At 67.4% G+C, this 18,417-nt stretch carries 15 protein-coding genes; 4 read left to right on the top strand and 11 right to left on the bottom strand.

Features of this window, described 5'->3' with window-relative positions; genetic code table 11:
• Positions 1 to 23: 23 nt before the first annotated feature.
• The 5 genes from AC1HFW_RS31210 to AC1HFW_RS31190 form a co-directional block, all read right to left on the bottom strand.
• Entirely contained in the window at positions 24 to 1,286 is a 1,263-nt protein-coding gene (locus tag AC1HFW_RS31210) for a hypothetical protein (protein ID WP_061072263.1), read from the bottom strand.
• A gap of 80 nt (positions 1,287 to 1,366) precedes the next feature.
• Entirely contained in the window at positions 1,367 to 2,293 is a 927-nt protein-coding gene (locus AC1HFW_RS31205; protein WP_479286382.1) for a hydroxymethylglutaryl-CoA lyase, read from the bottom strand.
• A gap of 29 nt (positions 2,294 to 2,322) precedes the next feature.
• Positions 2,323 to 3,282: a Bug family tripartite tricarboxylate transporter substrate binding protein gene (locus AC1HFW_RS31200; RefSeq protein ID WP_061072265.1), complete on the bottom strand. Its 960-nt coding sequence runs from the start codon at positions 3,280 to 3,282 to the stop codon at positions 2,323 to 2,325.
• A 74-nt stretch (positions 3,283 to 3,356) separates the two neighbouring features.
• A complete protein-coding gene (locus tag AC1HFW_RS31195) occupies positions 3,357 to 4,580 on the bottom strand; it encodes a CaiB/BaiF CoA transferase family protein (protein WP_116520987.1) in 1,224 nt (407 codons plus the stop codon).
• Between the two features lie 182 nt (positions 4,581 to 4,762).
• A complete protein-coding gene (locus AC1HFW_RS31190) occupies positions 4,763 to 5,677 on the bottom strand; it encodes a LysR family transcriptional regulator (protein ID WP_479286380.1) in 915 nt (304 codons plus the stop codon).
• 159 nt (positions 5,678 to 5,836) lie between these two features.
• Here AC1HFW_RS31190 and AC1HFW_RS31185 point away from each other — a divergent pair, with 159 nt between their 5' ends.
• Entirely contained in the window at positions 5,837 to 6,877 is a 1,041-nt protein-coding gene (locus tag AC1HFW_RS31185) for an RDD family protein (protein WP_061072267.1), read from the top strand.
• 157 nt (positions 6,878 to 7,034) lie between these two features.
• Here AC1HFW_RS31185 and AC1HFW_RS31180 read toward each other — a convergent pair whose 3' ends face one another.
• Complete coding sequence (locus AC1HFW_RS31180; protein ID WP_006393291.1) at positions 7,035 to 7,976, bottom strand: LysR substrate-binding domain-containing protein; 942 nt, start codon at positions 7,974 to 7,976, stop codon at positions 7,035 to 7,037.
• Positions 7,977 to 8,064: 88 nt separating this feature from the next.
• Between AC1HFW_RS31180 and AC1HFW_RS31175 the strand changes: the two genes are divergently transcribed.
• The 3 genes from AC1HFW_RS31175 (at position 8,065) to AC1HFW_RS31165 (ending at position 11,025) form a co-directional block, all read left to right on the top strand.
• Positions 8,065 to 8,988: a carbon-nitrogen hydrolase family protein gene (locus tag AC1HFW_RS31175; RefSeq protein WP_479286378.1), complete on the top strand. Its 924-nt coding sequence runs from the start codon at positions 8,065 to 8,067 to the stop codon at positions 8,986 to 8,988.
• A gap of 472 nt (positions 8,989 to 9,460) precedes the next feature.
• Positions 9,461 to 10,396, top strand: coding sequence for an alpha/beta hydrolase (locus AC1HFW_RS31170; RefSeq protein WP_479286376.1), 936 nt, complete (start codon positions 9,461 to 9,463; stop codon positions 10,394 to 10,396).
• Positions 10,397 to 10,446: 50 nt separating this feature from the next.
• Positions 10,447 to 11,025, top strand: coding sequence for a PIN domain-containing protein (locus AC1HFW_RS31165; protein ID WP_479286576.1), 579 nt, complete (start codon positions 10,447 to 10,449; stop codon positions 11,023 to 11,025).
• Here AC1HFW_RS31165 and AC1HFW_RS31160 read toward each other — a convergent pair.
• The 5 genes from AC1HFW_RS31160 to rpsO form a co-directional block, all read right to left on the bottom strand.
• Positions 11,003 to 13,459 carry an ATP-dependent nuclease gene (locus AC1HFW_RS31160; protein WP_479286374.1) on the bottom strand — a complete coding sequence of 819 codons (2,457 nt, stop codon included), beginning with the start codon at positions 13,457 to 13,459 and terminating at the stop codon, positions 11,003 to 11,005. The two genes, AC1HFW_RS31165 and AC1HFW_RS31160, sit on opposite strands and share 23 nt — an antisense overlap.
• Before the next feature lie 26 nt (positions 13,460 to 13,485).
• On the bottom strand, positions 13,486 to 14,703 hold the full coding sequence (locus AC1HFW_RS31155) for a threonine ammonia-lyase (protein ID WP_061072272.1): 1,218 nt from the start codon (positions 14,701 to 14,703) through the stop codon (positions 13,486 to 13,488).
• A 13-nt stretch (positions 14,704 to 14,716) separates the two neighbouring features.
• A complete protein-coding gene (locus tag AC1HFW_RS31150) occupies positions 14,717 to 15,442 on the bottom strand; it encodes a hypothetical protein (RefSeq protein WP_035360042.1) in 726 nt (241 codons plus the stop codon).
• A gap of 205 nt (positions 15,443 to 15,647) precedes the next feature.
• Positions 15,648 to 17,804 (bottom strand): polyribonucleotide nucleotidyltransferase, encoded by a 2,157-nt coding sequence (gene pnp / locus AC1HFW_RS31145; RefSeq protein ID WP_241075207.1) that lies wholly within the window; start codon positions 17,802 to 17,804, stop codon positions 15,648 to 15,650.
• Between the two features lie 90 nt (positions 17,805 to 17,894).
• Positions 17,895 to 18,164, bottom strand: coding sequence for a 30S ribosomal protein S15 (rpsO, locus tag AC1HFW_RS31140; RefSeq protein ID WP_006223612.1), 270 nt, complete (start codon positions 18,162 to 18,164; stop codon positions 17,895 to 17,897).
• Positions 18,165 to 18,417 lie beyond the last annotated feature (253 nt).

The following is an 18,417-nucleotide window of genomic DNA, read 5'->3' as shown; positions in this document are numbered from 1 at the left end:
CGTCAGACGAACGGCGACCTGTCCTATTTGTTGATGACGGCGCCGTCGCCGCGATGCTCGCGGCTGCCCGCCCTGGCGGGCGCCTCGGGCTGGGCCGTGGGCACGGCCTCCGGCCGCTGGCGCTGGATCTGCTCCAGCCGCTGCGCCGCCTCGTCGCCCTTCATCTCCGCCACCCGGCCGCGCACCACCGCGTCCATGTACTGGCGCGTGAAGGGTTCGCCCACGCGCCAGGCGTCGCCCTCCTGCAAGAACTCGAAATCGCCTTCGAACACCTGCCAGTCGGCGCGGCCGATGGCCGACATCAGCCGGTCGCGATACTCGGCCTGCAGGCGGCATGACCACCTGCCACCGCCAAGATCCTTGCAGTCGCCCAGCGGCTGCACATTGCGCACGGTGCGCGTATCGGTCTCCGGCGGCAGGCCCCTGCGCTCGCGCTGCCGGTCATACGCTGCCTTGCGCGCCGCGCCCCGGGTCAGCTCGTCGAACGCCGCCGCGCCCTGCTCGAAAGCGGCGGCCAGCCGCGCCGCGCCAGCCGGCTGGCCGACGGCGCGCGGCTTGCCATCGGCATCCAGCTGGCCGTAGCGGGCGCGCACCACGCGCGGATCCGCGCCGGCGATCATCATCTCGCCCTTGTCGTTCGGGCCGATGGTGTAGGCCAGGGAGGACGTGGCCTCGCCGGCCTTGAGCGTGGCGATGCAGCCACGCGACCGTTCGGGCTTGATGTAGCCGACTTCCTTCACATCCGAAAACGTCGCCAGGTACAGGTCGGCGGGCGCCACGCCCCCGACCAGCGGGTTGCGGGACATCTGCTGGATGCGCGAGGTGAACATGCTGGCGCGCAGGGTCTTCTGCACGTCGGCGTCATCGCACCGCGGCGGCGTGGCCGGCGCGAACAGATACCAGGCCGCCGCGGCCACGGCGATCACGCCACCGCCCAGCCAGGCCCAGCGCGGGCCGGGAAAGGCGCTCTTGAGCGCGACCTGGCGTATCTGCCGTTCGTATTCCTCGAGCTTGCGCTGCATCAGCGCGTCCATCTCGGCCAGCGCCTGGCGGCGCGTGGCATTGCCGGCGAAGGCGGCCTCGGTCACGGACAGCTCGCCGATGGCGGCCAGGTCCTCGTCGGACACGATGTGCTCGTCCACCAGCCAGAACAGCGCCTCGCCCAGCGAGGCCCAGGGTTCCGTGGTGGCGTCGCCCAGCCGCTGGCGAGCGGCGTCGTGGTGGTCCTGGCGGATGACGCCGTCGGTCAGCAGGCGGTCGAGCAACGGAGTGGAGACGATAGCCATGGGCGCGCGGCGGCGGGCCGCCTGAATGAGGACGGCACATGATACCGCCGCCGCATTGCCGTCCGCCGCGCGGCGCCGGCTCAGGCGGCCAGGGCCGCCGGGTACGTCCTGGGAATGCCCGCCGCCGCCACGCCGCTGCGCAAGGTCTCCTGCGGCAGCGATGCCGCCAGCAAGGCGCGCGCGGCCAGCAGCCGCGGCAGGTCCACGCCGGTGCGATAGCCCATGCTCTCCAGCATGAACACCAGGTCCTCGGTGACGATGTTGCCCGACGCCCCCGGCGCGAACGGGCAGCCGCCCAGCCCGCCAAGGCAGGCGTCGAAAGCGCGAATGCCTTCGTCCAGGCCGGCCAGCGCGTTGGCCAGCCCCAGCCCCATGGTGTCGTGCAGGTGCAGCTTCACCAGCCGCGCGCCAACCGCGTCCTGCGCTGCCCGCACGGCTTCGCGCACGCCCGCCGGATGGGCGTAGCCGACGGTATCGGCCAGCGCGATCTCGTCGACGCCTGCGCGCATCACCGCCGCGGCCACCTGGGCCACGCGGCGCACCGGCACCGCGCCTTCCATCGAGCAGCCGAAGGCCGTGGCGACCGCCACGTCCAGCCGCACCGGCCGCGCCTGCGCCCGCAGCCAGTCGGCGATGGCGGCCACGGCCTCGACCTGCGCGTCGGTGCCTTTACCGACGTTGGCATGGCTATGCGTGTCGCTGACCGACACGGGGATGGCGATGACGTGCGCGCCCGCTTCGTAGGCGGCGATAGCGCCCTTCAGGTTGCAGGCCAGCGCGCACACCGTCACGCCGTCGATGGCCAGCGCTTGCGGCAGCACCTGCCCGGTATCGGCCATCTGCGGCACCAGCCGCGGCGACACGAAGCTGCCCACCTCGATCTCGCGCAGCCCGGCCGCCGCCAGCTGCCGGATCCAGCGCAGCTTGTCGTCGGCGGCCATCATGCCGCGCGCCATCTGCAGGCCGTCACGCGGCCCGACCTCGCACAACCTCACTTGCTGTTCCATGGCGTTTCCCTGGTCGAATGCCCCGGCCGCTACTGCTGCACCACGATGCCGGCGGTGGCGATGGTCTGGCGCGCCTTGCCAATGTCCGAACGGATCAGCGCGGCGAACTGTTCCGACGACACCGGATCGGCTTCCAGCCCCTGCGCGGCGAGCGCATCGCGCACGTCCTGGCGCGCCAGCAGCTTGTTGAAGTCGGCGTTCAGCCGCGCCACCACGGCGGCGGGCGTCTTGGCCGGCGCCAGCACGCCGTAGTAGGTCACCACGCTGAAATCCTTGTAGCCCAGCTCGGCCACGGTCGGCACGTCGGGCAGCGCAGGATTGCGCTTGGGCGACGTCACCGCCAGCGCGCGCACCTTGCCGGCCTTGATCAACGAGGCCGCCGACGAGATCGACGAACCGGCGAACTGCAGGTGGCCGCCCATCAGGTCGGCCAGCGCCGGCGCCGAGCCCTTGTACGGCACGTGCTGCATCTTGAAGCCGGCCTCGTGCTGCAGCATCTCCATGGCGATGTGCACGCCGCCCCCCGTGCCCGAGGTGCCGTAGGACAGCGTATTGGGCGCCTTGCGGGCCGCCTCGATCACCTCCGGCAAGGTCTTGTAGGGCGAGCTATCGGACACCAGCAGCACCATCGGCGTGGTCGCCACCAGCGCCACCGGCACCAGGTCCTTGACCGGGTCGTAGGCGACCTTCATCAGCAGCGGAATCAGCGTGACGTTGTCGGACTGCCCGATCACCAGGTCATAGCCCTGCGCCGGCGCGCGCGCGGCCTCGGCCAGCCCCAGCGCCGTGCCGGCGCCCGGCTTGTTCTCGGGCACCACGGACCAGCCATTCAGTTCATGCAGCTTGTTGCCCATCAGGCGCCCGATGTAATCGGTGCCGCCGCCCGGCGTGGATGGGATGATGATGCGGATGGGCTTGCTGGGATAGTCCTGCGCGTGCGCCACGCATGCGACGGCCATCGCGGCCACCGCCAAGAGTCTGCGGATCATCGGATTGTCTCCTCTTTGATGGATGTCTTGGCGGTCTGGCGCCGCCTCGACGGGGGACCGGCTCTACGGCCGGTTCATGTCTTGTCCTCGCAATGCACCACGCCCGCCGCGCGCAGGGCGTCGATGCGCGCGGCATCCAGCCCCAACCCTCGCAGGATGGCTTCGGTATCGCGGCCCTGGGCCGGCGGATCGAACCGCTTGCCGGCCTTCAGGCCATCGAATTCGATCGGCAACGCCGCCGCCGCGATTTCGCCGCCGTCGGGCAGCGCGGTGGCCAGCAGCGCACCGCCGGCGTTCAGGTGCTCGTCGTGCAGCAGGTCGTGCGGCTGGCGGATCGGCCCGTACGACAGATTGGCGGCTTCCAGCGCCGCGCACAATGCGTCGGTCTTCCAGGTCTTGAGGATCGCGCCCACGCCCGGCACCAGCCACGAACGCGCCGCCTCGCGGTCCACCGCGGTGGCCAGGCGCGGATCGGCGGCCCATTCCGGCGGCAGGAATTTCCGCGCGAAATTACGCCATTGGGCATCGCCCACCACGGCCACGAACACCCGTCCGTCGGCGGTCTCGAAGACGTCGTACACGCCCCATGGCGGCTTGCGCTCCGCGCCGAAAGGCTTGGGCGCGGTGCCGGTCAATTGGTATTGCGCGATGAACTGTGCCACCAGCAGCAGGTTGTTCTCGAACAGGCCCGAGCGCACGTGGCGGCCGCGGCCGGTGACGTGGCGGTCGTGCAGCGCGGCCAGCGCGCCCACCACGCCGAAGGTGCCGCCCAGGATGTCGTTGACCGACGCCGCCACCCGCTGCGGCGTGTCGGCGCCGCCGTTGATGTAGGCCAGCCCGCCCATCATCTGCACCACTTCATCCAGCGCGGTGCGGTGCTTGTAGGGGCCCGACAGGAAGCCCTTGAGCGACACGTAGATCAGCCGCGGGTTCTCGGCCGACAGCGAGGCGTAGTCCAGCCCGTACTGCGCCAGGCCGCCGTCGCGGAAGTTCTCCACCACCATGTCGGCCTGCAGCGCCAGCTGCCGCGCCAGCGCCTGCCCCTCGGCCGATTTCAGGTCGATCGACAGGCTCTGCTTGTTGCGGTTGAAGACGGGAAAGTAGCCGCTGCCCGAGCCCTTCAGGCGCCGCGTGCGGTCGCCGTCGATCGGTTCCAGCTTGATCACTTCGGCGCCCAGGTCGGCCAGCGCGAGGCCGGCGGCCGGCCCCATGATCATGTGGGACAGCTCCAGCACCTTGATGCCGCGCAAGGGCAATTCGCTGTGGTCCATGAAGGGTGAAGCCGGTGCTGCGCTCATCGACATTTCCTCTGCCTGCGGCGTGAGGGCCCGGGCGCATGCCCCAGGGCCGGTACGCAGCCATCATCGCGGGCGCGGCGACATCGTGAAAGCGGTCTTTCATCACCGGGGCATTCTCGTTTCGGAACGTCCGGGTAAGCCCTAAGCCTGGTCCACACGACAAGGAACTGCGCACGGAACCCCTAGGACACGGCGCCCAGGTGCGCCAGCAGCGCGCGCGCCGCGGGCGGCAGCGCGTCGAGTTCGCGCACGGCGATGCACAGCGGCGTGCCCGACCAGGGGCCGGACAGGGCGATGAAACGGATATCCTGGCTGGCATGGCGCGGCTTCAGGTACATCGGCACCACCGCCACGCCCATGCCGCGCGCCACCAGGTTGCAGATGGTCTCGTGCGAGCTGACGCGGGCGCTGATGCGGCGCGTCACGCCGGCCTCGCGCGCGGCCTGTTCGAACACCGCGCTGATGCCGTTGTCGCGGTTCAGCTCGATCTGCTCATAAGGCAGCAACTGCGCGTAGTCCAGGATCTCGCTGTCGGCCAGCAGGTGCTGGCCCGGCACCACCGCCGCCAGTTCGCAATAGCCACAGGGAAACACCTGCAAGCCATCGTGGCCGAAGTCCGAGCCCACGGCCACATCGGCGCGGCCCTGCAACACCTCCTGGAACACCTGCTGCGTGGTGCTCTCCTCCAGCGCGATCTCGATCTGCGGATGGGCGCCGCGAAACGACTGGATCTGCGCCGGCAGGTCGCCCGACAGCGCCGCCACGCTGACGGCCAGCCGGATGCGGCCGCGCACCCCGGTGGCGAAACCCGCCATCTCGCGCCGCATGCGCTCCATCTGCTGCAGCACCCGCCGGGCATGATCCGCCAGCGCCTGGCCCGCCGGCGTGGCCTGCACGCCCTTGACGTCGCGCGCCAGCAGCGGCACGCCCAGGGCCTCCTCCATCTCGATCATGCGCTTGCTGACCGCGGACGGCACGATGTTCTCGCGCGCCGCGGCGCGGGCCAGGCTGCCCTCTTCCAGCGCCGCCAGGAACAGGCGCAGGGAAACCGGGTCGATATCGCGGGGATGGGCGGGGGTGGGCAACGGACGCTTCATGGCGGCAAGTGTCCCGCGTTGGCGGCTCGGGCCGGGATCGGGGTTTTCCCGAGCCGGCCATCCGGCGCGTCCGATACACTGCGCCTGGCCATTGCGCGGCGCACCCGCGCGACGCAGGACACTCCCCGTTTGATCGGCAACCAGAATAAGACTCGCATCATGCAGTGCCCCAAATGCAATTGGCAGAACCCGGCCTCCCACACCCAGTGCTTCAGCTGCCACGCGCCCTTGCCCGCGCCGGCGGCCCCGCGCGCGCCCGCCGCCAACGTGCCGGCCCTCCCCGGCATCTGGCCGCGGCTGGCCGCGAGCGTGATCGACGCGGCCAGCATGATCGCCGCCATGTTCGCGTTCTCCGCCGCCGCGTCCCTCAGCTATGAAGCGTTGCTGGAGCGGCCCCGCCCCCTGGCGCTCGTGCTGGCCGCCGGCCTGCTCGGCCTGCTCTTGCCCGCCTTGATGGACGCCTGGGGTTCCGGTTCGCCCGGCAAGCAGCTGTTCAAGCAACGCGTGGTCACGCGCGACGGGCAGAGTCCCGGCCTGCTGCGGTCCCTCTGGCGGCATTTGATGAAGTTCCCCCTGAACCTGGCCCTGCCCGGCGTGTTCCATCATATCCAGCAGGCCATGTTCGGCGAACGCGCCATGCACAACTGGGCCGCGGGGACTTACGTCGTCTCCAGCCGGGCCGATCCGCGGGCGATCCAGGCGGCCCTGGGCCAGACGCGTTCGATCACCGGCGCCGGCAAGTTCCTGTTGTTCGCCGCGGGCGCGGTGGTGCTGGTCCTGGCCGGCTTCGTGCTGGCCGCGTTGACGCTCGGTCCGCGCGACGCCGACAACCCCGTGGTGGCGGACGTGCGACGCCTGGACCTGGTGTCGCAGCCGGTCCGGATGCTGGCGGAAAACCACTACCGCGGCACCGGCAAGTTCGCCGCGACCGCGCAGGACCTGGGCGTGACGCGCGAATCGCTGGCCTCCAGCGGCTTTTCCAATCTGGAGCTGAATCCGGTCAATGGCGTGCTCCGCTTCACCATTGCCGGCCCCGCCGATGCCGATGACGCCTCGCCCCTGGCGGGCAAGCACCTGGTCTACCTGCCCGAGTTGCGCGCCGAACGCAAAGGCGGCGGCATCCGCCGCTGGCAATGCGGCAGCGACGATATCGCCGTGAGCGACCGCCCTTACGGCTGCCGCCACGCCGCCGCCCCCTGATGCCCGCTTGCCGCCCGAGAATTCCCCATGTCCAATCTGATCGAATCCATCCTGCGCGCCGATGACGGCGGCGACACGCCGCGCATGCTCGCGCTATGCGAACAAGGGCTGCGGGAACAGCCGAGGATGCCGGACCGGCTCCGGCGCCGCGGATCGCTCAGGCCGCGGCGGGCGAAGGCGCCCAGCCGTAGCCTTGCAGCAGGTCCAGCAGGCAACGGCGCGCAACCGCCACCGCCTCGTCGCGCAGCGCATCGGCGCGCCAGCCCATCTCGATGGCATAGCCCGGCATGGCAATCGGGCACGGCAACAGGCGCAGGCCCGCCACCGCCGCCAGACCGCGCGCGGCATGCGTCGGCAAGGTCGCCAGCGCCTCTCCGCCTTGCAGCAGGAACGCCAGCGCCGAGAAATGCGTGGTGGCCGCCAGCACCCGCCGCTTCAATCCCTGGCCGTGCAGCACTTCATCGACCACCCCGATGAACCCGCCCGACGACACCAGCACGTGCGGACGCCGGGTGAACTCCTCCACGGACAGCGCGTCCTGCCCCGGCGCCAGGCTGGCCGGATCGACCAGGCAGGCATAGCCGCCCTGCCCCACGGTCACGCGCTGCAACGCCGGCGCGGTCAGGCCGCCGGAGGCGATCACCAGGTCGACCTCGCGCGCCATCAGCATGTCGGCCACCAGGCGGCTGTGGGTCTGGCGGAAGATCAGCCGCAGCCCCGGCGCCGCCACGGCCAGCGCCGCGATCGCCTCGCGCCCCAGCGCGATCTCGAAATCGTCCGACAGGCCCAGCGTGACGGACCGCCCGCCGAATCCCGCCGCGCCCGGCCGCGCCAGCGACAGGCTCTGCCGGCACTTGTCCAGCGCCTCGCCGATGATCGGCCGCAGTTCGCGCGCCCGCAGGCTGGGCGACAGGCCGCGTCCGGTGCGCACGAACAGCGGGTCGGCGTACAGCACGCGCAGCCGCGCCAGCGCCGCGCTGACCGCCGACTGGGTCACGCCCAGGCGCAGCGCGGCGCGGCCCGCGCCGCCCTCGTCGTAGATCGCCTCGAACACCTTGAGCAGGTTCAGGTCGGTCGACTCGATATCGATTTGGTTCATATCATTTATCGCCAGGCGGGATTGATTGATTTTAGGCCGCCCCCGACACTAGGCCACACCTCCTCTCTCCCCTCAAAAAGGAACCCCCATGACCGCCACCACCGTCGCCGCGCTGCAGATCGGCGCCTCGCCCGAAGGAAAGGAAGCCACCCTGGAACGGATCCTGGCCTTCGAGGGCGAGATCGCCGCCTCGGGCGCCACGCTGGTGGTCATGCCCGAAGCCCTGCTGGGCGGCTACCCCAAGGGCGAGATCTTCGGCACCCGCCTGGGCTATCGCCTGCCCGAAGGCCGCGAAGCCTACGCCCGCTATCACCAGAACGCCATCGACGTGCCCGGCCCCGAGACCGACGCGCTGGCCGCGCTGTCGCAACGCACCGGCGCCAGCCTGGTGATCGGCGTGATCGAACGCGCCGGCAGCACGCTCTATTGCACCGCGCTGTACTTCGATCCCGCCACCGGCCTGGCCGCGAAACACCGCAAGCTGATGCCCACCGGCACCGAACGGCTGATCTGGGGCCAGGGCGACGGCTCCACCCTGCCCGTGCTGGAGACCGCGGCGGGCCGCATCGGCGGCGCCATCTGCTGGGAAAACCACATGCCGCTGCTGCGCACCGCCATGTATGCCAAGGGCGTGCAGATCTGGTGCGCGCCCACCGTCGACGAACGCGACATCTGGCAATGTTCGATGCGCCACATCGCCCACGAGGGCCGCTGCTTCGTCATCAGCGCCTGCCAGGTGCAGCCCGCGCCCGCCGAGCTGGGCGTGGACGTGCCCGGCTGGGATCCGCAACGCCCGCTCATCAACGGCGGCTCGCTCATCGTCGGCCCGCTGGGCGACGTCCTGGCCGGCCCGCTGCATGGCCAGACCGGCCTGCTGACGGCAACCATCGATATCGACGAATTGGTGCGGGCGCGCTATGACTTCGACGTGGTCGGCCACTATGCGCGCCCCGATGTCTTCACCCTGGAAGTGGACGAACGCGCCCGGCAGACCGTGCGTTTCATCGGCTGAGTTTTCCACATGGGCGGCTTTGCATGACGGGCCGCCCGCCTGCTGATGGTATAGTCACGCCCGCCGGATACCGCAGCGCGCTCGCGCCGCACACCAGGTATCCCATTGCGGCTTCCTGTCGGAATCCCAATGCCCGAGTGGTGAAATTGGTAGACACAAGGGACTTGAATCCATTTGAGCCCTCCGGAGGAAACTCCAGAGGTGTAGCCCGTCAAACTCGGCGAATGCCCTGGACCTGTTCCGAGCCAACGCCGAGCCAAGCCCGGTTCGAAAGAACCGGGAAGGTGTAGAGAGCAGACGGCGGGCACCTAAGGCCGCAAGGCTATGGTGAAGGCGTGCTCCAGACCACGAACGGCGCTTGACGCGCCGGCGGCGAAAGCCGAAGTGGTACGAAAATCCCTCGGCCGCAAGGCCGTACCGGTTCGATTCCGGTCTCGGGCACCATTGCCGTCCCCTTGATCCGGAGACCTGCGTGAAAGCTGCCGCATTGTTCACCCTGTTGTTGCTGTCCGTGGCCTGCTGGCCGCAGGACGCGTCGGCGAAAGACTCCCCGGCCGCCAAGCCCGCCTTCTGGCAACGCGGCGCGGGCCAGCCCTACGAGGTCGCCGACAGCACGGTGTGGGACGTGCCCGATCCCGTCTCCGGGCGCGCCTACCAGGTGTTCGTCGCGCTGCCGCCCTCCTACGCCGATCAACCGCAGCGCCGCTATCCGGTGCTCTACGTCACCGACGCCGACTATGCCTTCCCGATCGTGCGGCAGATCGCCCGGCGCCTGAACGGCGAAGGGCCCGCGGTGGAGGAATTCATCCTGGTCGGTCTTTCCTACGCGAAGGGCGACGGCGGCATGCACAGCCGGCGGCGCGACTACACGCCGACGCCGGCCGGCACCAAGGACGCCCCGGCCGGCGATATCCACGGCGAATCCGCGTCCTATATCGCCTATCTGCGCGATGGCGTCGTGCCGTTCATCGCCAGCCGTTACCGCACCGACGAGCAACGGCGCCTGTTCCTCGGGCATTCCTACGGCGGCCTGCTCGGCGCCGAGATCCTGCTGAGCGATCCGCGCCTGTTCAATGGCTACATCCTGGGCAGCCCGTCCCTGTGGTACGACAAGCGCTACATGCTCGGCCGGGAGGTCGCCTATTCCACCCGCCACAAGGACCTGCCGGCGCGGGTCTACATGTATATCGGCGAATACGAGGAAGTCCGCAAGGGCGATCCCCGCTATGCCAGGACCTACAACATGGTGTCGGACACGAAGGCACTGGAATCGGCGCTGAAATCCCGCCACTATCCGTCGCTCAAGATGCGCGTCGACATCCTGAACAACGAAAACCACCTGACCGTCGCGCCTCGCGGCTTCACGCAGGGCCTTCTTTACCTGCTTCCCGATCCCCGCCGATCTTGACCACCCTGCCCGCTCCCCCGCCCTTCATCGTCCTGGACGCCTGCGTCCTCATGTCCGGCATCCTGCGCCGGCTGTTGCTGCGCCTGGCCGAGGCCGGCGTGTTCCAACCCGTCTGGACCGAACGCATCGGCGAGGAATGGCGCCGCAACGCCTGCCGCATCTGGGACATCCCGCCCGAGGTGATGGCCGAGTTCTGGGCCGAGATGAACGCCCGCTTCCCGCAGGCCAGCGAGCACGACACCCAGGTCTACGAGGCTTCGCTGCGCTATAGCGACCCCAAAGACTTCCACGTCATCGCCGCCGGGCTGGCGCGCCGCGCCCGCTGCGGCCTGGCGCAGACGCCCGTGGTGCAGGTGCTGACCTGGAACCTGAAGGATTTCAACCGCTCGGAACTGCGCCGGCAAGGCCTGGACGTCTACAACCCGGACCGCATGCTGGCGCAGTGGTGGCAGGACGGCGCCGACCGCATGCGCGACGCGATCGCGCGGATCCCGGCGGATTATGTGGCGCTGGGGCGCGAGCCCGAGCCGCTGGCCGCGACCTTGCATCGCGAGCGGCTTTACCGACTGAAGAACCAGGTGGGCCGGGATCCCGGGCTGGCCGGTCTCACAACGCATTCCAACGCGTGATCACCGTGTACAACGACGCGATCCGCTCCAGCAAATCGCCAGCCTGCCCGAAGCAAGCGTCGAAATCATAGGCCGCGTTGACAAAGCGCCGTGCGATCTCGACTTTTGCAGTGGTGTTGCACTGCTTGAGGCGACCATTTTCCTGCGTCACGAAATAGTTATCCCGGAAAACCGCCGGCAGGTAGTTCTCGATCGTGTATCCCTGGGTCACCCAGCATCCGCAGGAAGGCGACTCCAACTGCTTGATGGCCGTGCGAACCCGCTCCTTTGCATGGTCAGCCTTGGCGGATTGGGGCACCCCGGCGGCATCCAGCCTGTAATCCAGGTCGCTATCCATCAGCACAAAGGCATTGCGGTTCAATTGCAGCAAAGCGCGCAGGATCTCGTCGCGTTCGCCCGCTAAATGGCTCAACACCGAGCCTCCGTACCAGAAAATGGAATACGAAAGACCGCGCTCAAACAACGGCTTTCCTTCCTTGACGCAGTACAACCGCAACCAATATTCAAGATAAATTGCGTCGGACGGCCCCTCGACCCAAACAACGCCGTTGGCTTGCAGGAAATCGCTCTGGCGCACCCCCAGGTCTTCCATCAACCGGAGCGCGTGGCCGTCGGCCAGGGTCTCTCGCAAGCAATGCGTGTCGGCCTGGAATATCTTGGGCGTAATTTCCTGCCATGACCGGGAATCGATTAACGCGGCGGAATGCGTCGAGATAAACAGCTGCAGGCTCCGTTGGCGCGCAATCGAACTCAAGCGCCGTGCCAGCAAGTGCTGAAGGCGGGGATGCAGGTGCGTCTCCGGCTCTTCGATCAGGCAGATGCTGCCCTCCGGACGGCGCTTGATCCAGCCAAGCAATGACGCGAGCGCGCGCCAGCCGGATGGCAACTGCGCAAGATTGACGTGATTGGTCTGCGACAGGTCGTCCGACAGCCACATACTCACCCGCGCACCGCTCATCGGCTCGACCGGCCTTGCCCGTTGCCTGGGCCACAACTCCGCCAGAAACGAGGGCTGGCTCAACGCGTGCGCTTCGTCCATGCTGGATGCCAGACCATTCAAGTAGGGACCGATTTCACTTAACTCGGCCGCGATCGACTCGATATCCAGCGCCTGCAAGTCTGCATCGTAGAACTCGATGTCCTTGTCCAAAAGCTGCATCAACTCCGCAATGGGATTCAGCGATTCGACGTCCGGATCGAACTTCTTCAGATCGGCTTGCCTCTCTGTCAGTTCACCCTCTGGCGATACCACCGCGAGCGCCAGGGATTGCCAATCCAGCGCATCATCGACCTCGCGCGATATTCGTTGGGAAAAACGGCCGATCACGCGCCAACCATTGCGCAACGCCACATCGAAACCCGCCTGCGTATCGCTCTTTGTGTTCTCACGCTGCATCGTCGCCAATCTGGTCGGATCGGCCAGGCAAGCAATCAGATCCAGCACGGTGGACTTGCCTGCACCGTTGACACCGATGAACAGATTGATTTGGGCGGCCTCAAATTTCTCCAGGCTCCCCAGCCAGTGCAGAAAGTCCTTCTGCGTCCTGATCGGGCCACCGGAAATGGTGTTGAGACGGCGCAATGACGAGAATCCGAAATAGGCGACATGCCGGTCAGCCTTGCCCGATCCAATATCAATGAAGGGATTGAGGGAAAACACGGGCACAGGCGGGGCGTGCGTGCCAAGCACGCGGTACTCGAAATAGGGTTGCCTGCCTTGCCGAATCCGCTCGGGCGGCGTCGGCCGTTGCAGCACGATCATGTCCGTACTCATCAACGGGAGCGCATGCAGCAACGCCTGCACTTCGTCGATAAGGTCATTGCCCAAGGCCGCCCCCCCTCCCGCCTCGCCTGGTGACGTTTCCCTGGAGCCCGGCACTCCGGGCAGCAACGGCATGAAGACGACGTCCTTCAGTGTCCGGACGCCATGGCTTGCCTGCCGCGTCGAGGCGCCCTCTTTCGCGTGGGGCAGGAACAGCGCACCTGGCACACAGTGCCATTCCCGCGCTCGATCCTGCCAGACCAGTGACAACACACAAACGCCATCACGGCCCGCGACCAGATCAGGCACCACCGCCAGGGGGAAATGGCGCCGATAGGCGTCAATGTCCAGGCCCAGCGCCATGCGCCGCGAGCTGGAATTGCCACCAGGCGACAAGGAGGGGACCGGAAACTCGATGCAAACCACCGGCGCCGGCATCCTGGCCAGGGCCGGCAAGCTCAGGTTTCCGGTATTGGCCGAGTCAATGGTGAGTTTGGCGTTGAGAAAAAGGTATTTTTCGCTTGCGCGCAAGGCGTTCGCCACGCCGTCCCGGAAAGCTAGTGCTTCGTCTTGAAATGACGTGCCGGTCGCCAAGCGAGCATGCGAAAACTCGTCCAGGAATTGAGCCGCATAGTCCAGCGTGCCTTCCGGTGACAAAAAAATAGCCTGCATGAGTGCGACAACCGCCCGCCCCTGACTCAATGGTCGTGGTTGCTGGCCGCGAAACCGGCCGCGTTCAGGATGTCGATCACTTCCTGGATGTGCTCCGGCCCGCGCGTCTGCAGCACGAAATCGACTTCCACGTTGCGCACCGGCAGTGAGGTGAACGCGCGCTGGTGATGCACTTCGGTGATGTTGGCCTGCGCATCGGCGATCAGCTTGGTGGCGTGCGCCAGCGCCCCGGGCAGGTCGCGCAGGTCGACGCGGATGCGGGCCAGGCGGCCGGCGCGCACCATGCCGCGCTCGATCAGTTCGCCCAGCATCAGCGGGTCGATGTTGCCGCCGGTCAGCACCAGGCCGATGCGCTTGCCCTTGAACCGCTCGCTGCCCGCTTCCTGCGCCCGCAGCAGGGCCGCCAGGCCGGCCGCGCCGGCGCCTTCGACCACGGTCTTCTCGATTTCCAGCAGCACCACGATGGCGTGCTCGATGTCGGCCTCGCTGACCAGTTCGATGTCATCGACCAGCCGGCTGACGATGGGCTGCGTCAGCCCGCCCGGCGATTTCACCGCGATGCCTTCGGCGATGGTGTACTGGCCCTGCGGCATCGACACGCCCTTGACCGCGGCGTACATGGCGGGAAAACGCTCGGTCTGCACCCCGATGATCTCGATGCCGGGCTTGAGCGCCTTGGCCGCGGTGGAGATGCCCGAGATCAGGCCGCCGCCGCCGATGGCGATCACCAGCATGTCCAGCTGCGGCTGGTCTTCCAGCATTTCCAGCGCCACCGTGCCCTGCCCCGCGATCACGGCTTCGTCGTCGTAGGGATGGATCATGATCAGCCCGCGCTGCCTGGCCAGCTCGTAGCCATGCGCCTTGGCGTCATCGAAGGTATCGCCGGCCAGCACCACCTCGGCGCCGAAGCGGCGCGTGTTGGCGACCTTCACCGTGGGCGTGAAGCGCGGCATCACGATCACGGCCGGCACGCCCATGCGCTGCGCATGGTAGGCCACGCCCTGCGCGTGGTTGCCGGCCGACACGGCGATCACGCCCGCGCGGCGCTCCTCGTCCGACAGCGTCAGCATGCGGTTGAGCGCGCCGCGCTCCTTGAAGCTGGCGGTGAACTGCAGGTTCTCGAATTTCAGCCAGATCTCGGCGCCGAAGATGTCGGACAGCGTGCGCGACAGCGTGAACGGGGTCTTGAGCACCTGGCCGCGCAGGTTCTCGCGGGCGGTCTGGATGGAAGCGATATCGATCACGATGGAAATCCCGTTAGCGCACCGGCAGGAAATTGAAGAGTAAAAGGCCTTGCGCGTAGTTGATGCCGATACGGCGTGAATTCTCGCCGAGCAGGTTGGCGATCAGGTCGAGTCGGCCGATGATGGCGCCGAATTCGCGCTCGAAACTGAGGTTGGTGGCCTGCGGCGACATTTCATTGGCCAGCAGCAGCGGCTCGCCCTGGTTGTTGCGGCGCGACGCCAGCAGCCAGGCCGCCGCCTCGACGTTCCGTGCGGCATTGTAGACCCGCTGTCCGTCGAGCGCGTCGGTGGCGTACAGGCGGGTCTTGCCGTTGTGGGCGGCGATGATGGTGTCGGCCAGCCCGTAGATGAAGGCGCCGACCCGGTCGCCGGTGTAGTTGGGGTCGAGCGAGACCGCCAGGATCTGGATGTCGTGCAGGCCGCTCAGGTCGGCCGGCGGGATGCGCACCTCGACCGCATGCCGTACCCGCGCCACCGCGGTCGCGTGGTCGGGCGCGCCGGTCTTGCGCCATTCGCGCGGATTGCGGCGATAGAGCTTGTCCAGCAGGCTGTAGAGGCTGGCCAGGTTGTCGCGCACCTCAAGCGTGACGGTGCGGTTGAAATCGGTCTGGACCAGCTGGTCGGCCGACATCCCCTCGCCCTTGGGCGACCCCTGGCCCGGCCCCGGCGGCGACATGCAGCCCGCCAGCAACGGCCCGAGCAGCAGCATCGCGGCCGCCGGCGCTCGCCATCGCGTCATGCTCGATCCATCCGTATCCCCCTGTCTGGCGCCTGGCCGGCTCATGCCGCGCCGGCGCTCGTGTCACGCGCAAGACTTTACCGTAAGGGACGCAAAGATGGGAGATGCGGGGGATTCGAAGACGAAAGAAGATGAATCAGCCCGGGACCGCGCCAAAGAAAAACGGCGCCTCGCGGCGCCGTTCTTCAGCAGGGAAAGGCAGGCCTTATTCGGCTTGCGGTTCCGCTTGCGGGGCGGCTTCGGCAGCGGCTTGCTGCTGCTCGATGCCACCGATTGCCTTGATGGACAGGCGCAGGCGGCCCTTGTCGTCGGCCTCGATGACCTTGACGCGGACTTGCTGGCCGACCTTCAGCACATCGTTGATGTTGGCGATGCGGTAGTTGGCGATTTCCGAGATGTGCAGCAGGCCGTCGCGGCCCGGCAGCACTTGCACGATGGCGCCGAAGTCCAGCAGGCGCAGGACCGAGCCGTCGTAGACCTGGCCCACTTCGACGTCGGCGGTCAGCTCGACGATGCGGCGCTGGGCTTCCTTGGCCTGCGCTTCGTCGACGCTGGCGATCACGATCGTGCCGTCGTCGGAGATGTCGATCTGGGTGCCGGTTTCTTCGGTCAGCGCGCGGATGGTGGCGCCGCCCTTGCCGATCACGTCGCGGATCTTCTCGGGGTTGATCTTGATGGTCAGCATGCGCGGGGCGAAAGCCGACAGCTCGCCGCGCGAACCGTCCAGCGCTTCCTTCATCTTGCCCAGGATGTGCAGGCGGCCTTCGCGAGCTTGCGCCAGCGCCACTTGCATGATTTCCTTGGTGATGCCCTGGATCTTGATGTCCATCTGCAGCGCGGTGACGCCGTTTTCGGTGCCCGCGACCTTGAAGTCCATGTCACCCAGGTGATCTTCGTCACCCAGGATGTCGGTCAGCACGGCGAACTTGCCGCCGTCCAGAATCAGGCCCATGGCCACGCCGGCCACGTGATCCTTGACCGGCACGCCGGCGTCCATCATGGCCAGCGAGCCGCCGCAGACCGAAGCCATCGACGACGAGCCGTTGGACTCGGTGATTTCCGACACGATGCGGATGGTGTACTGGAAGTCTTCCGGAGCCGGCAGCAGCGGAATCAGCGAGCGCTTGGCCAGGCGGCCGTGGCCGATTTCGCGGCGCTTGGGCACGCCGATGCGACCGGTTTCGCCGGTGGCGAACGGAGGCATGTTGTAGTGCATCATGAAGCGGTCACGGTACTCGCCCATGAGCGCGTCGATGATCTGCTCGTCCTGCTTGGTGCCCAGCGTGGCCACGACCAGCGCCTGGGTTTCACCGCGGGTGAACAGGGCGCTGCCGTGCGCGCGGGGCAGCACGCCCAGGCGCACGCTGATGGGGCGCACGGTGCGGGTGTCGCGACCGTCGATACGCGGTTCGCCGTTCAGGATCTGGCCGCGGACGATGGCCGATTCCAGCGAGAACATGATGTTGTCGACGGTCACGGCGTCAGGCAGCGCCTCGCCCTTTTCGGCGGCGGCGGCGGCCAGCTTGGCCGACACGTCGGCCGACACTTCGCGCAGCTTGGTGGTGCGAGCCTGCTTTTCGCGGATCTGGTAGGCGGCGTTCAGGCCTTCCTGGGCGGCCGCGGTCACGGCGGCGATCAGGGCCTCGTCCTTGGCGGGCGCTTGCCAGTCCCAATCGGGCTTGCCGGCGTCCTTGACCAGTTCGTGGATGGCGTTGATGACGGCCTGCATCTGCTCGTGGCCGTAGACCACGCCGCCCAGCATGATTTCTTCGGACAGCTGGTCGGCTTCCGATTCCACCATCAGCACGGCGTTTTCGGTACCGGCGACCACCAGGTCCAGCTTCGACGACTTCAGCTGCGACGCGGTCGGGTTGATGGCGTACTGGCCATCGATGTAACCCACGCGGGCGGCGCCGATCGGGCCGTTGAAGGGGATGCCGGAGATGGCCAGGGCGGCCGACGCGCCGATCATGGCGGCGATGTCCGGATCGATTTCGGGGTTGACCGACAGCGTGTGGATGACCACCTGGACTTCGTTGTAGAAGTCTTCGGGGAACAGCGGACGCAGGGGACGGTCGATCAGGCGCGAGGTCAGCGTTTCCTTCTCGGACGGCTTGCCTTCACGCTTGAAGAAGCCACCGGGGATGCGGCCCGCGGCGTAGGTCTTCTCGATGTAGTCGACGGTCAGGGGGAAGAACGTCTGGCCGGGCTTGGCCTTCTTGGACGCCACGACAGTGGCCAGGACGACGGTGTCCTCGATCGACACCACAACGGCGCCGGAGGCCTGGCGAGCGATTTCGCCAGTTTCCAGGACGACCGTGTGCTGGCCGTACTGGAACGATTTTGTCACTTTATTGAACATGACGATTATTCCTTACAAATGAAAAACCGTGGCCGTCGCGACATGCGTCGCACCGACCACGGTTGCGTCATGGGGAGCCAGCCCCGTCGATCACTTGCGCAGACCGAGTTTTTCGATCAGTGCGCGGTACGAATCGGGATTGCGGCCCTTGAGATAGTCGAGCAGCTTGCGGCGACGGCTGACCATACGCAGCAGACCGCGGCGCGAGTGATGGTCCTTCATGTGTTCTTTGAAGTGACCGGTCAGCTCGTTGATACGGGCGGTGAGCAGAGCCACCTGAACTTCGGGGGAGCCGGTATCGCCTTGAGCGCGTTGGAACTGCGCAACGATATCGGATTTCTTGATGTCAGCTACGGACATTGATGACCTCTTCGGACATGCGACAGGGCCGAGGCGCCCTGACGTGGTTTGGAAAAAATCGCTGCCGGCGGTAAGCGTTGTTGCGTTCTCACTGCTGCTTCGAGACTGCCCTGGCAATGCCGGAAAACAAGGCCAGGGCCCCATTTCGATCCGATCCAGTCCAGCCCCGTTGCCGGCGCAAAGCATCGTGCAAAATCAATACACTTGATAAAGCCTGCTGATTATAGCCGATTCGCTAGAATTACCCCAGTGA

This window comes from Achromobacter sp. ISS7, from assembly GCF_056523125.1.
This window is presented reverse-complemented; position numbering and strand designations above follow the sequence as displayed.

What these genes read in the sequence shown, in the direction of transcription:
- AC1HFW_RS31165 (WP_479286576.1), top strand. Translation starts at nt 10,447, where the DNA reads ATGTCCGGCATCCTGCGCCGGCTGTTGCTGCGCCTGGCCGAGGCCGGC.
- AC1HFW_RS31205 (WP_479286382.1), bottom strand. Translation starts at nt 2,293, where the DNA reads ATGGAACAGCAAGTGAGGTTGTGCGAGGTCGGGCCGCGTGACGGCCTG.
- AC1HFW_RS31150 (WP_035360042.1), bottom strand. Translation starts at nt 15,442, where the DNA reads ATGACGCGATGGCGAGCGCCGGCGGCCGCGATGCTGCTGCTCGGGCCG.
- AC1HFW_RS31190 (WP_479286380.1), bottom strand. Translation starts at nt 5,677, where the DNA reads ATGAAGCGTCCGTTGCCCACCCCCGCCCATCCCCGCGATATCGACCCG.
- AC1HFW_RS31160 (WP_479286374.1), bottom strand. Translation starts at nt 13,459, where the DNA reads ATGCAGGCTATTTTTTTGTCACCGGAAGGCACGCTGGACTATGCGGCT.
- rpsO (WP_006223612.1), bottom strand. Translation starts at nt 18,164, where the DNA reads ATGTCCGTAGCTGACATCAAGAAATCCGATATCGTTGCGCAGTTCCAA.
- AC1HFW_RS31200 (WP_061072265.1), bottom strand. Translation starts at nt 3,282, where the DNA reads ATGATCCGCAGACTCTTGGCGGTGGCCGCGATGGCCGTCGCATGCGTG.
- AC1HFW_RS31180 (WP_006393291.1), bottom strand. Translation starts at nt 7,976, where the DNA reads ATGAACCAAATCGATATCGAGTCGACCGACCTGAACCTGCTCAAGGTG.
- AC1HFW_RS31210 (WP_061072263.1), bottom strand. Translation starts at nt 1,286, where the DNA reads ATGGCTATCGTCTCCACTCCGTTGCTCGACCGCCTGCTGACCGACGGC.
- pnp (WP_241075207.1), bottom strand. Translation starts at nt 17,804, where the DNA reads ATGTTCAATAAAGTGACAAAATCGTTCCAGTACGGCCAGCACACGGTC.
- AC1HFW_RS31175 (WP_479286378.1), top strand. Translation starts at nt 8,065, where the DNA reads ATGACCGCCACCACCGTCGCCGCGCTGCAGATCGGCGCCTCGCCCGAA.
- AC1HFW_RS31185 (WP_061072267.1), top strand. Translation starts at nt 5,837, where the DNA reads ATGCAGTGCCCCAAATGCAATTGGCAGAACCCGGCCTCCCACACCCAG.
- AC1HFW_RS31195 (WP_116520987.1), bottom strand. Translation starts at nt 4,580, where the DNA reads ATGAGCGCAGCACCGGCTTCACCCTTCATGGACCACAGCGAATTGCCC.